Origin of the sequence: Micromonospora phytophila, assembly GCF_023656545.1 — a bacterium.
GTDB classification, from domain to species: Bacteria; Actinomycetota; Actinomycetes; order Mycobacteriales; family Micromonosporaceae; genus Micromonospora; species Micromonospora phytophila.
On the sequence record NZ_JAMOKF010000024.1, the window covers coordinates 21,377 to 34,516 of the forward strand.

The 13,140-nt window shown below is 71.8% G+C and carries 11 protein-coding genes and 1 pseudogene; 7 read left to right on the top strand and 5 right to left on the bottom strand.

Annotation, left to right across the window (positions count from 1 at the left end; translation table 11 throughout):
• Window positions 1-21: 21 nt before the first annotated feature.
• Together NCC78_RS06180 and NCC78_RS06185 are read left to right on the top strand one after the other, a co-directional pair.
• A complete protein-coding gene (locus NCC78_RS06180) occupies window positions 22-1,215 on the top strand; it encodes a sensor histidine kinase (protein WP_250792241.1) in 1,194 nt (397 codons plus the stop codon).
• Window positions 1,216-1,299: 84 nt separating this feature from the next.
• Window positions 1,300-1,986, top strand: a complete 687-nt coding sequence (locus NCC78_RS06185) for a response regulator (RefSeq protein WP_250792243.1) — start codon at window positions 1,300-1,302, stop codon at window positions 1,984-1,986.
• 7 nt (window positions 1,987-1,993) lie between these two features.
• On the opposite strand, the gene NCC78_RS06190 is transcribed toward NCC78_RS06185, so the two are convergent.
• Complete coding sequence (locus tag NCC78_RS06190) at window positions 1,994-4,087, bottom strand: amylo-alpha-1,6-glucosidase (protein ID WP_250792245.1); 2,094 nt, start codon at window positions 4,085-4,087, stop codon at window positions 1,994-1,996.
• Window positions 4,084-4,461: an SCP2 sterol-binding domain-containing protein gene (locus NCC78_RS06195; protein WP_250792246.1), complete on the bottom strand. Its 378-nt coding sequence runs from the start codon at window positions 4,459-4,461 to the stop codon at window positions 4,084-4,086. The genes NCC78_RS06190 and NCC78_RS06195 overlap by 4 nt, the downstream gene beginning before the upstream one ends.
• 212 nt (window positions 4,462-4,673) lie before the next feature.
• Here NCC78_RS06195 and NCC78_RS06200 point away from each other — a divergent pair, with 212 nt between their 5' ends.
• From NCC78_RS06200 to NCC78_RS06215, 4 genes are all read left to right on the top strand, one after another.
• Entirely contained in the window at window positions 4,674-5,051 is a 378-nt protein-coding gene (locus NCC78_RS06200; protein WP_250792248.1) for an SCP2 sterol-binding domain-containing protein, read from the top strand.
• Window positions 5,048-7,087 carry a glycogen debranching N-terminal domain-containing protein gene (locus NCC78_RS06205; RefSeq protein ID WP_250792250.1) on the top strand — a complete coding sequence of 680 codons (2,040 nt, stop codon included), beginning with the start codon at window positions 5,048-5,050 and terminating at the stop codon, window positions 7,085-7,087. Before NCC78_RS06200 ends, NCC78_RS06205 begins: the two co-directional genes overlap by 4 nt.
• A 467-nt stretch (window positions 7,088-7,554) precedes the next feature.
• Window positions 7,555-8,322, top strand: a complete 768-nt coding sequence (locus NCC78_RS06210; RefSeq protein ID WP_250792252.1) for an ABC transporter ATP-binding protein — start codon at window positions 7,555-7,557, stop codon at window positions 8,320-8,322.
• Complete coding sequence (locus NCC78_RS06215; protein ID WP_250792254.1) at window positions 8,322-10,877, top strand: ABC transporter permease; 2,556 nt, start codon at window positions 8,322-8,324, stop codon at window positions 10,875-10,877. Before NCC78_RS06210 ends, NCC78_RS06215 begins: the two co-directional genes overlap by 1 nt.
• 50 nt (window positions 10,878-10,927) lie before the next feature.
• Here NCC78_RS06215 and NCC78_RS06220 read toward each other — a convergent pair whose 3' ends face one another.
• From NCC78_RS06220 to NCC78_RS06230, 3 genes are all read right to left on the bottom strand, one after another.
• A complete protein-coding gene (locus NCC78_RS06220) occupies window positions 10,928-11,581 on the bottom strand; it encodes an HAD family hydrolase (protein ID WP_250792270.1) in 654 nt (217 codons plus the stop codon).
• 127 nt (window positions 11,582-11,708) lie between these two features.
• Window positions 11,709-12,458: a neutral zinc metallopeptidase gene (locus tag NCC78_RS06225; RefSeq protein ID WP_284706254.1), complete on the bottom strand. Its 750-nt coding sequence runs from the start codon at window positions 12,456-12,458 to the stop codon at window positions 11,709-11,711.
• A gap of 218 nt (window positions 12,459-12,676) precedes the next feature.
• Window positions 12,677-12,889: a hypothetical protein gene (locus NCC78_RS06230; RefSeq protein WP_250792258.1), complete on the bottom strand. Its 213-nt coding sequence runs from the start codon at window positions 12,887-12,889 to the stop codon at window positions 12,677-12,679.
• Between the two features lie 53 nt (window positions 12,890-12,942).
• Here NCC78_RS06230 and NCC78_RS06235 point away from each other — a divergent pair.
• Window positions 12,943-13,140 (top strand): annotated as a pseudogene (locus tag NCC78_RS06235) (SAM-dependent methyltransferase); the annotation flags it as partial.

Consider the following 13,140-nt stretch of genomic DNA (forward strand, 5'->3'; position numbering starts at 1 on the left):
GGCGGCGGCTAGCGTCGCGGTATGACTTCGGGCCCCAGGGCGTGGCTGCGCCGACACCCGCTCGCCGGGGACGCGCTGCTGGCCGCCGCCCTGGTGGCGCTCGGGGTCGTCCTCGTCCTGGTCACGCCGCCGCAGTTCCGGCCCCGGGACGTGCCTGCCGCGTTGGCGTGGAGCGTGCTCTGCGCCGCACCGGCCGTCCTGCGCCGGGCGGCGCCCTGGATGGCGGTGGGCGCCGCGGTGGCCACCCTGGCGCTGCCCGCGCTGACCGGGCTGGCCCCGGTGTCGCAGAGCCTGACGTTCATGCTGCTGACCTACACGATGGCGGCGCACCGGCCGGCCCGCCCGGCGGCGCTCGCGGCGGTGCTGCTCTGGGTGCCGGTGGCGGTGGCCAACCTCATCGCGCCGCCGCAGGGGGTGCTGGAGGTCGGCCCGGCGTACCTGCTCTTCAACAACCTGCTGGTCGGGGTGGTGTCGTACTCGGTGGGGCGGGCCGTGCACGCCCGCCGCACCTCCACCGACGCGCTGCGGGAGCGGGCCCGGGTCGCCGAGGAGAACCAACGCTCGCTGGCCGCGCAGGCGGTCGCCGACGAGCGCCGCCGCATCGCCCGGGAGCTGCACGACGTGGTGGCCCACCACGTCAGTGTCATGGGGGTGATGGCCACCGGGGCCCGTCGCGTGCTGCACCGGGACCCGGCCGCCGCCGACGAGGCGATCGCCACCGTGGAGGAGACCAGCCGGGCCACGCTGCGGGAGATGCGCCGCCTGTTGGACGTGCTGCGCACCGACGCCGAACCCGTGGCCGACCTGACCCCGCAGCCGGGACTCGCCGGCATCGGGACACTGGTGGAGCAGGTACGGGAGGCCGGCCTGCCGGTGACGCTGCGGGTCGAGGGGACGCCGGGCACGCTCGAGGAAGGGGTGGCGCTGACCCTCTACCGCATCGCGCAGGAGGCGCTGACCAACGTGCTGAAGCACGCCGGGGCGGCCACCGCCCAGGTGCGGCTGACCTTCGACGGCGGCGGGGTCGGCATCGAGGTCACCGACACCGGCCGCGGTCCCGGCCCGGACGGCGACCGGGTGGGGCACGGGCTGGTGGGGATGCGGGAACGGGTCGCCCTCTACGGTGGTGTCCTGCGCACCGGGGCACGCCCCGGCGGGGGCTTCCGGGTGTACGCGAGAATCCCGGTGGAACCACTCGGCACGGCAGCGGCGTGAGGGGCTTCGGGGCGTACGCGAGAATCACCGGCACGGCAGCGGCATGACGGGTCGACCGGTGCGACCGGCAGGACGGGAGATCAGATGACCGACGCGACGGCGCCGGCGAGGCCGGTGCGCGTCCTGCTCGCCGACGACCAGCCGCTGCTGCGTACCGGCTTCCGGATGGTGCTGGGCGCGGAGGACGACCTGGACATCGTGGCCGAGGCCGGCGACGGGCTGGAGGCGGTCGACCTGTCCCGCCGGCTGCTGCCCGACGTGGTGCTGATGGACATCAGGATGCCCCGGATGGACGGGGTCGCCGCGACCCGGGCGATCGTCGACGCGCGGTTGCCGGTGCGGGTGCTGATCCTCACCACCTTCGACCTCGACGAGTACGTGGTGGGGGCGCTGCGGGCCGGGGCGAGCGGTTTCCTGGCCAAGGACGTGCCGGCGGAGGACCTGGTCACGGCGATCCACACGGTGGCCGCCGGGGAGGCGGTGGTGGCCCCACGGATCCTCAAGCGGCTGCTGGACCGCTTCGCCGACGTGCTGCCGGATCCGGCGGCGACACCGCCGAAGACGCTCAGCGCGCTGACCGAGCGGGAGCGGGAGGTGCTCGTGCAGGTCGCCCGGGGGCTGTCCAACGCCGAGATCGCCCGGGCGCTGTCGGTCAGCGAAACCACCATCAAGACCCACGTGGGGCACGTGCTGACCAAGTTGGGGCTGCGGGACCGGGTGCAGGCGGTCGTGCTGGCGTACGAGACGGGCCTGGTCCGCCCGCAACGGTGATCGCTCGTCACGCTTCGCGTGGCGACGTGGCCAGGCTGGTCTGCCGCTCCGTCTCCTCGCCGCGCGGATCCACCCTGCCGATGGCGTCGGCCCGGCCCCACCGCCCCGGGATGTCGAGCAGTTCGATGCGGCCGAACCGCTCGGGCAGCGCCGGCTCGACCACCAGATCGTCCCCGTACGGCTCGAGGCCGAGCAGAGTGCGCACCAGCAGCAGGGGTGCTCCGGTGGCTTCGGCCTGGGGACTGTTGGCCGTCGGGTACGGGACGGGCTTGCGGGTCGACTCGCGGTCGAAGCCGCCGAAGGCCTCCGGCAGCCGGCCCTGGAAGTGGTGCGACGCGTCGATGATCCCCTCGGCGATGCGTCCCGCCTCCTCGGTGAAGCCGTAGCGGCGCAGGCCCCAGGCGATCAAGGAGTTGTCGGAGGGCCAGACGGCGCCGACGTGGTACCCGAGCGGGTTGTAGCGGCCGTCCCCCTCGGCCAGGCTGCGTACTCCCCAGCCGGAGAAGAGTCGGGGGCCGAGCAGGTGTTCGGCGATCTTCGCGGCGCGGGATTCCTCGACGATGCCGCTCCACAGCAGGTGGCCGATGTTGGAGGAGAGGGCGTCGACCTGGCGGCCGTCGCCGTCGAGGGCGAGGGCGTAGTACTCGCCGTCGGCGACCCAGAAGTCGCGGTTGAAGCGCCGTTTCAGCTCGGCCGCTTCGCGTTCCAGCCGGTCGGCGTAGTCGGGGTCGTTCCAGAACTGTCGGGCCAGCCGGGCGCCGCGGATCTTGGCGTCGTAGGCGTAGCCTTGCAGCTCACAGGTGGCGTGGGGCAGACCGGCCAGCCTGCCGTCCCGGAAGGAGATCGCGTTGGGGGATTCCTTCCAGCCCTGGTTCGTCAGCCCGGTTCGTTCGTTGCGCCGCTGGTACCGGACGTAGCCGTCGCCCATGATGTCGCCGTACTCGTCGATCCAGTGCAGGGCCGCCCGCGCCTCGTCCTCGAACTCCCGCACCGTATCGGCGTCTCCGGTCCACCGCTCGTACTCGTCGAGCAGGACCACGTACAGCGGGGTCACGTCGGCGGCCCCGAAGTAGGGCGACTGTGGGAGTTCCTCGAACGCGACGGATTCCCCGTAGCGGAACTCCCGCAGGATCTTGCCCGGCTCCTCGTCCCGGAAGTCGTCGAGCACGGCGCCCTGGTCGATGCCGAGCATGCGCAGGGTGGCGACCGCCAGCTCCGGTACGAACGGTAACGCCTGCAGGCTGACGAAGATGGGTTCCCGGCCGGCGAGGGTCGCGCTCCACGGCAGACCCGCCGCGGGCAGCGCCTCGGCCGGTAGCGTCAGCGGCGAGTACTCCAGCGCGGCGAGATCGACCAGGCACCGCCGGTACGTCCGCTCCAGTGGCTCCCAGTCGCAGATCAGCTGCGGAGCCGCGCCGAGCCACTGCTGGAGGTCCCACTCGAGCCGGGACCTGTCGCGCCGGCGGCGGCCGGGATAGACATGCTCCCGGACGTCCTGACCGTCCGGGCGCAGCACCAGGCCTCGGACGTGCAGCGTCGTGGTCCACTGGCCGTGCGGTTCGATCCGGATCTGGTACGTCAGCCCCCGTTCGTCGACCTGCGCCGGCTCGGCGGTGGAGATGACCGTCTCCCGCCGGAACGCGTCGCGCTGGTAGCCGAGATGCAGCCGCCCGTCCTCGACGCGCCGGTACAGCCGGCCCTCCGGCGTACGCCCCTGTCCCGCCAGGATCAGCGGCACGAAGTCGGAGTCCGCCTCCACGCGGACGGTGATCTCGGCCGGTTCGCCGGAGTGGTTGAGCACCGTCACCTGCTCCTCGAAGCTACCGGCCACCGACCGCTCCCGGATCACCGACACCTTCGCGTCGACGTAGTGGGTAGGTGCGCCGGGCACCAGGAAGAAACGCACCTCGAAGTAGGACGGGTCGTCCCGGGCGAGCGGGCTCAGCCGTTCACCGTTGAGGGTCAGCCGCCACAGGGACAGGAACCGGGTGTCGAACGAGTAGAACCCGCACGGCACGGCGGTCTTCGCCTCCAGGTCGCCACTGCCGTCGCTCAGGACGAAGATGTTGCCGTCGAGGATCCTGATGAGGTCCGTCTTCATCCGCGCCCCCCACGGTCACGGACGACGTCCCGCGGATGTCGTGCCCCGGGCGGAGGCGCGAAGAGCCGCTCCAGCAGGACGATGAACCGAAATTTTCCCTCGCTCGTTATCTCGTTCCTCAGCCACGCCGGGATCGGTTTGGCCTCGCCACGGACCATGCGGTCGAAGAAGGCACTGTCGGCACGGATGACGGCGTCGGCGTCGCCGTCCCGTTGTGACACGCGGACGGCCCCCCCGCGGATCTCCACGAACCAGTGGTCGACCTCCTGATCGTGTTCCAGGTCGAACCGGATGGTGCCGTTCGTCTTCTTCAGCACGCGTTCGTCGCCGTGTCGTTCGAGCGCGTCGAAGAATCTCCGAGTCGTCTCCGACATGGCACCCCCACCCCCGCAGGAAATCGCGACCAGGATGCAGCGTCGCTCAGGTTGCGGTGCCCTGACCTCACCCGAACCGGATGAGATTGCCGGGCCACTCACGCAAGGCACTGACATTTCACCCGGTGCGGGTGATGCGGCGGTAACGCCGGCACCGGTCATGGTGAGGGTGGCTGATCGTCCGGGCTCTGGGGACCTACCGGAGGAGGCTCATGTCGAATCCCACCGCGAACTTCTTCGACGCGCTCGACCGGCGGGGCCACGAACCCCTCCTCGAGGAGGCCGTCGGCAGCATCCGGTTCGACCTCGAACACGACCACGAGGTCGACCACTGGTTGGTGGTGATCAGACGCGGCGATGTCCACGTCTCGCGGGAGGAGAGCGAGGCCGACTGCGTGTTCACGGGCAGCAGAGCGGTCTTCGACCGGATCGTCACCGGCAGGTCGCACGTCTACGCGGCGTGGGTGCGTAACGAACTCAGGGCCGAGGGTGACGTGCGGCTTGGCCGTTTCCTCCAGCGCGTGATGCCGGGGCCACCCGGCGCGCACCACCCACGGGAGTTCGCCCGCCGGGAGATCCGACCGGCATGAGCGACGGACTCGTTCGACTACTGGACGGCAACACGTTCGTGGTCAGTGAGGAGACCGGCGACATCGACGCGTCGCCGGCCATCCCGACCGGTTTCTTCTCGTTCGACACCCGGTTCCTGTCGAAATGGATCCTGTCCATCAACGGTGAGCGGGTCAACGCGCTCACCGTTGAGGAGGTCGAATACTTCGAGAGCCGATTCTTCGTCGTCCCGACCGTCCTGACTCCGCTGGTGGACATCAGCGTGTCGGCCATTCGCGAGCGCTCCATCGGCGAGAGCTTCAACGAGCGGCTGACCGTGATCAACCACGAGCCCGGGCCCGTCGACCTGCGGATCCGGATCGACATCGAGAGCGACTTCGCCGACCTTTTCGAGATCAAGGACGTGCGCAACAAGAAGGGCAGGCACTACGCCCGGATCGAGGACGGGTGCCTGCGGCTCGGCTATCGGCGGGAGACGTTCCACCGGGAGACGTTGGTCTCCTCCACCGAGCCGGCGCACATCGACGAGCGGGGGCTGACCTACGACGTCCGGCTCGAACCGCACGGCGAGTGGGTCACCGACATCCGCGTGCGGCCCCTGGGCGTGAACGGACGTGATCTTCGGGAGAATCTGCAGGGCTCGCCCGGCCGGGCCCGCCGGCAAATACGGCAGGACCTGGACCGTTGGCTCGCGGAGGCCCCCCGTCTGACCTGCGACTCCCCGACATTGGCAATGACCTACCGGCGCAGCCTGGCCGATCTCGCCGCGCTGCGTTTCATGCCGCTGACCGGCGGCGGACATGCCCTGCCCGCCGCCGGCCTGCCGTGGTTCATGGCCATCTTCGGCCGGGACAGCATCTTCACCAGCCTGCAGGCACTGCCGTTCGCGCCGGACCTGGCGGTCACGACGCTGCGCCTGCTGGCGCTGCTGCAGGGCGTCGTCCTCGACAACTTCCGTGAGGAGGAGCCGGGGAAGATGCCGCACGAACTGCGGTACGGGGAGACGATCGGCTTCGAGGAGCAGCCCCACTCGCCGTACTTCGGCAGCGCCGACTCCACGCCGCTGTACGTGATCCTGCTCGACGAGTACGAGCGGTGGACCGGAGACGCCGCCACCGTGCGGATGCTCGAGCGCTCCGCGAGAGCCGCGCTGCACTGGATCGACGAGTATGGCGACATCATGGGCGACGGCTACGTCTGGTACCGGCGCCGCAACGAGAAGAACGGGTTGGAGAATCAGTGCTGGAAGGACTCCTGGGACTCGATCTCCTTCCGTGACGGGAGGCTGGCCGGTCTGCCCCGCGCTACCTGTGAGCTGCAGGGCTACGCCTACGACGCCAAGATCCGCGGCGCCCGGCTAGCCCGCGAGTTCTGGAACGACCCCGCATACGCCGACCGGCTGGAACGGGAGGCGGCCGAGCTCAAGCAGCGCTTCAACCGGGACTTCTGGGTCGAGGACGGGGAGTACTACGCCCTCGCGCTCGACGGCGACGGCCGCCAGGTCGACGCGCTCTCCTCGAACATCGGCCACCTGCTGTGGAGCGGGATCGTCGAAGAATCCCGGGCCGCAAAGATCGCCGAGCACCTGCTCGGCGACCGACTGTTCTCCGGCTGGGGCGTACGCACCCTGGCCGAGGGACAGGGACGGTACAACCCCATCGGCTACCACGTCGGCACCGTCTGGCCCTTCGACAACGCGTTCATCGCCTGGGGCCTTCGGCGCTACGGCTTCACCCACGAGGCGGGACGCATCGCCGAGGGCATCATCGACGCCGCCGAGTTCTTCGACGGCAGACTTCCGGAGGCCTTCGGCGGATACGACCGGACGCTGACCAGGTACCCGGTCCTGTACCCCACGGCGTGCAGTCCACAGGCGTGGTCCACGGGCACCCCCTTGCTGTTGCTGCGGACCATGCTCGGCATGGAGCCGCGCGGGGACCACCTCGTGACCAGACCGGCCGTGCCCACGGGCATGGGCCGGATTGAGCTGCTCAACATCCCCGGTCGGTGGGGCCGGGCCGGCGCCCTCGGACGCGCTCGCCCGGAGCGACGCTGACCGCTGCGGTTGGCCGGCAGGTCCACCAGAGGTGCGTCCAGCCCGTCGGGACGGCGGGGCCGGACTGACGCGCCGCATCCCATCGCGGCCGGCCTCGCCTTCGCCGGCAGGCCTGCGATACGCCCCAGTACCCGCGGCGGCTGCCGCGCCACGCGTACTCGGGGAGTCGCCGTTCGGGCGACGGCCCCGTTGCCGTCGTCACCTACCGTGACCGGAGACGGCGCGGAGCGGTTGACCCTCACGCGGCGTCACTGTGCAGGATCTCCTTTCGGCCGGCGGGAAAGCGTTCGACCGGCCGCCGGGTCAGGGGTAACCCTGAGCCGGCGATGGGGGTCACCCGCAGCGCGAAATCCGCACCGGCTCCGCCCGGAGTCGGACGGATCGGCGGCGAAGAGCGTCGAGGATGGGAACTGCGCCGGACCAACGGGGGCGGCGCGGATCGACGGCAGACGGAAGAGGTAGATGACGTGACCGCGACGGTAGGCCGGCAGGCGCAGGCCGCGGCCCGGGCGAGCGACGTGTGGAAGGTGTACGGCAGCGGCGAGGCGCAGGTCGTGGCGCTGCGGGGGGTCAGCGCCGAGTTCGAGCGGGGCCGGTTCACGGCGATCATGGGCCCGTCGGGTTCGGGCAAGTCGACGCTGATGCACTGCCTGGCCGGGCTGGACTCGGTGACCCGGGGCACGGTCGCCATCGGCGAGACCACGGTCACCGGCCTGGGTGACGCGGGGCTGACGAAGCTGCGCCGGGACAAGGTCGGCTTCATCTTCCAGCAGTTCAACCTGCTGCCGACGCTGACCGCCAAGGAGAACATCCTGCTGCCGCTGTCGATCGCCGGGCGCAAGCCGGACCCGGCCTGGTACGACACGGTGATCGCCACGGTGGGCCTGCGCGACCGGCTGGACCACCGCCCGGCGCAGCTCTCCGGCGGGCAGCAGCAGCGGGTGGCGTGCGCCCGCGCGCTGGTCTCCCGCCCAGAGGTGATCTTCGCCGACGAGCCGACCGGCAACCTGGACTCCCGCTCCGGCGCGGAGGTGCTGAACTTCCTGCGCAACTCGGTGCGTGAACACGGGCAGACCATCGTCATGGTCACCCACGACCCGACCGCCGCCGCGTACGCCGACCGGGTGGTCTTCCTCGCCGACGGCGAGATCGTCTCCGAGCTGATCGAGCCGACCGCCGACACGGTGCTGGACACCATGAAGAAGCTCGACACCCCGGCCGAGGTGGGCAACTGATGTTCCGGGCGACTCTGAAGAGTCTGCTGGCCCGCAAGGTCCGGCTGATCCTCTCCGGCCTGGCGGTGGTGCTGGGCGTCATGTTCGTCTCCGGGGCGTTCGTGCTCACCGACACCCTGGGCCGTTCGTTCGACTCGGTCTTCGCCGACGGCTTCTCCGAGGTCGACGTCAACGTGGCGGCGAAGCCGAAGGTGGCCGTCAGTGAGGTCCAGGGCGAGCAGACCGCCGCCCCGGTGCCCGCGGCCACCGTCGAACGGGTGAAGCAGGTGCCGGGCGTGGCGGACGCCGAGGGCGTCGTCGCCGCCGACGGCGCCCGGCTGATCGGCAGCAACGGCAAGGTCGTCACCTCGTTCGGGCCGCCGCAGATCGGCGGGAACTGGATCGGTGAGAGCGACCTGCTGCGGCTGCGCGAGGGCCGGGCCCCGCAGGCCGACGACGAGATCGTGGTCAACAAGGCACTGGCGGACGCGGCGAAGGTGCGCGTCGGCGAGCGGGTCGGGGTGCTGACCGCGTTCGAGTCGAAGCGGCGCGAGTTCGCCCTGGTCGGTGTGTTCGGCTACAGCGGTGACCGGGACTCCATCGGCGGGGTCAACGAGGTCATGTTCACCACCGGCGTGGCGCAGCGGCTGATGCTCGGCGAGCCCGACGCCTTCAGCAGCGTCACGGTGACCGCCGCCGACGGGGTGGCGGCGGAGGCGCTGCGCGACGACGTCGCCGGCGCGCTCGGCCCGGACTACGAGGTCAAGACCGGCGAGCAGGTGGCCACGGACGCGTCGGCCAGCCTCAAGGAGGGCCTGACCTTCTTCAACCGGATCCTGCTCGGCTTCGCCGCGGTGGCGCTGCTGGTGGGCACCTTCCTGATCCTCAACACCTTCTCGATCATCGTCGCCCAGCGGACCCGGGAACTGGCGTTGATGCGGGCCATCGGGGCCAGCGGCCGGCAGATCATCGGGTCGGTGGTGCTGGAGGCGATCGCGGTGGGGCTGATCGCCTCGGTGCTCGGCCTGGCCGCCGGCATCGGCATCGGCGCGCTGCTGGCGTACCTGTTCGGCAAGCTGGCCGGTGGGTTGACCCTGGCCGGGATCGGCGTCCCGCCCGCGGCGGTGATCGGGGCGTTCGCCGTCGGTCTGGTCATCACCGTGGTGGCGGCGCTGCTGCCGGCGCTGCGGGCCTCCCGGATCCCGCCGATCGCCGCGATGCAGGACGTGGCGACGCCGGACCGCCCGCTGACCAAGGTCACCGTGGCGGGCGGCATCGTCACCGCGATCGGTGGAACGCTGCTCTTCCTGGGGCTCAGCGGCAACGCCCGGGGCAACACCCTGCCGACGATCCTGGCCGGGGTGCTCTTCGCCTTCATCGGCGTGGCGCTGCTGACCCCGCTGATCAGCCGGCCGGTGGTGAGCCTGCTCGGTGCGGTCTTCTCCTGGTCGGTGCCGGGCAAGCTGGGCCGGCTCAACTCCGGGCGCAACCCGCGCCGCACGGCGATCACCGCGGCGGCGCTGATGGTCGGCATCGCCCTGGTCACCGGGGTGACGGTCATCCTGGACTCGGCGAAGGGCAGCATCGGCAAGCTCGCCGAGGACCGGATCAAGGCCGAACTCGTCATCGCCGGCGCGCAGAGCGGCCCCCGGCCGCCGAGCTTCGACCCGGAGGTGCTGGAGAAGGCTGCGGCGATCCCCGGCGTCCGCCTCGTCGACGGCGAGTACGGCGACATGGTGAAGATCAACGGCGAGAACACCTGGGCCGGCGCGAGCACCGACCCGGCCGCCCTGCGGCAGATCTTCGGGGCGGAGGCGACCGCCGGGGACATCGACCGGCTCGGGCCGGACCAGATGCTGGTCAGCTCGGACACCGCGAAGTCCCGCAACCTCTCCGTCGGCTCCACCCTGTCGGTGCAGCCGAGCCGGGGTGAGGCCCGGACTTACACCGTCACCGGCATCTACGCCAGCTCGCAGCTGACCAACCCGGTGGTGCTGCCGGCCGCCGCGGCGAAGGACTTCACCGTCCCGCAGCCGATCCAGGGCTTCATCCAGCTGGCCCCCGGCACCCGGGTCGCCGACGTGCAGCCGCAGGTCGAGACGCTGCTCGCCGACAGCCCGGAGGTGTCGGTGGCCGATCGGGCGGCGTTCATCAAGCAGCAGACCAGCCAGCTCGACGGCCTGCTCAGGATGATCCAGATCCTGCTGGCGCTGGCCATCGTGATCGCGGTGCTGGGCATCATCAACACCCTGGCGCTGTCGGTGCTGGAACGCACCCGGGAGCTGGGCCTGCTCCGGGCGATCGGGCTGCGCCGGGCGCAGACCATGGGGATGATCACCGTCGAGGCGGTGGTGATCTCGGTCTTCGGCGCGCTGCTGGGCGTCGCGGTCGGCACCGGGCTCGGCGCCGCCGTGGTGGAGGCGCTGCGGGACGAGGGGATCACCGACCTGGTGCTGCCCTGGGGCCAGATGGGGGTCTTCCTGGGCCTGGCCGCGATCGTCGGGGTGGTCGCCGCGGTGCTGCCGGCGGTCCGGGCCGCCCGGATCAACGTGCTGGGCGCCATCGCCCACGACTGATCCCGCTCCACGATGAGGGACCCCGCCGTCCGGCGGGGTCCCTCGTCGCGTCAGGGTCGGGCGGGCGGCTCGCCGAGCAGCGCCGCGAGCAGTTCCAGGTCCGCGCCGGTCAGGCTCTCCACCTGGTGTACGCCCTCGGTGACCGGCAGCGGCACCTCCGCCGGTACGGCCAGCACCGCCGCGCCGGCGGCGAGGGCGCTGGCCACCCCGGTCGGGGAGTCCTCGATCGCCACGCAGCGGGCGATCGGCACGCCGAGCAGCCGGGCGGCGGTCAGGTACGGCTCCGGGTGCGGCTTCGCCGCGTCGACCTCGTCGCCGCAGACCACCGCGTCGAAGCTGTCCCGGCCCAGGGTGTCCAGTGCGATCTCCACCAGCGGCCGGCCGCTGGAGGTGACCAGGGCGGTCGGGATCCCCGCTGCGCGTACCGCCCGCAGCAGGGCCATGGCGCCCGGACGCCAGCGCAGCCCGGTGCGGAACAGCTCCAGGATCCGCGTGTTGATCCACGCCGCGCTGACATCGGGATCGCGGTCCGGCTGGCCCAGGTCGTCGTGCAGGATGCGCATCGACGCGGCCATGCTGGTGCCGATCATCGCCTTGCGGGCGGTGTCGGAGAGGGTGCCGCCGTACTCGGCCGCCAGTTCGCGCAGCGCGACGTCCCACAGCTTTTCGCTGTCGACCAGGGTGCCGTCCATGTCGAAGAGCACGGCGGCGGGGTGGTGGCTGCTCAGCGGATCCTCCTCGGGTGGGCGTACCGGGGGGATCCTTCCAGCCGGGCCGTGGCCGGCGACGGCGGTGCCCGGCGGGGTGACGCACCTCAACGCCGCCGCGCGCTCAGCCGAGGTCGCAGGCCTTGAGGGACTGCTCGTAGCCGCGGAAGAACGACTCGGTGCGCTGCTCGGCCGTGCCGTGCGAGCCCTCGGCGAACCACGGCTGGTCGGGGTCGTCGCCGACGGCGAGCAGCCCTTCGCGGAACTCGTCCAGGTCGCCGTCGGCGAGTTCGAGGGCGCCGGAGCGCACCGAGTCGCCCAGGTACGCCCCGGCCATGCAGTCGGCCTGCAACTCCTGCTGGATGGTGAAGCTGTAGCGGATGCCGAGCCGGGTCTGAATGCCGTGGGCGTACTCGTGGCCCAGCAGGTAGAACACGAACGCGTCACCGACCTGCCGGAACGCCCCCACCGACCAGTTGACGTCGTAGGCGATGAAGTCGCCGGCGGAGCAGTAGACGGCGTTGTTGCGCGGGATCTCCTGCCCACCGCAGGAGACCTCGCCCGCGCGCTGGTACGGCAGGATCCGCCGGACCGGCCGGAACTGCTCCCCCGAGGCGCGGAACTGGGCCGCCCAGTACCGCTCCGCGATGCTCTGGGCGTCGGCGACGTCCTGCTGGAACTCCTCGACGCTGGTGGTGCCGTCGGCCCGGGTCTGCTCGGCCCCCGGGGAGGCGGACCGGCGGGGCTGCTCCGGCGGCGGCTCCTGCCCCTCGGGCTCGGACACCCCGCCGACCATGCAGCCGGCGGCCGCGACCAGTGCCACCGCCAGAGCGGCCAACGAACTCCGCGGCCGACCTCCCCCACGCGTCGTCACAATGCCCTCCCCGGCGTCGGCGATGTCGCGTGCAGTACCCCGGTGGTACGTCCGTCATGCCGCCCGCAGGTAGCTACGACGGCCGGAGCGTGCCGGTTCACCGATCGCGCGACGCGAACCGGACGACGCCACGTTCCGGGTCGCCCCCGCTCCGGTCCGCCCGTCGGGTCGCGGGGTGCTCCCCGACGCCCGAGCGGTTGTGGGACGGTCGGATCTGGTCAGGTGCCGGAGCCGTCGTTGCCGCGCCGCCAGGTCTCGCCCTGCGTGCCGTGCCGCTCGGCGGCGTACCGCTCCTGCACCGCCCGGGCGTCCCGGTCGGCGGTGGTGTCCTCGGGCGAGCTGAGCCGGGCGCGGTCCCGCCAGGCGAGGTAGCCGAACGTGCCCAGGATCAGCACCGCCACGATTCCGAGCAGCACCCACATCGTCGTCATGGACCGACCGTAGGGACCGCGTGCACGCCCGCCCGGGCGTACGCTCGGCGGCCATGGTCTCCACCGCCTTTGACGCCCATGAACGACGCCGGTGGGCCGGCCGTGCGTCCGCGTACGCCCGCAGTTTCGCCCGGCTCTGCGCCCACCCGACGGCCGCCCTGCTGGACGCCGCGCAGGTGCGGGCCGGGGCGCGGGTGCTCGACGCGGGCACCGGGCCGGGCACGGTGGCGGCGCTCGCGTCCCAGCGGGGC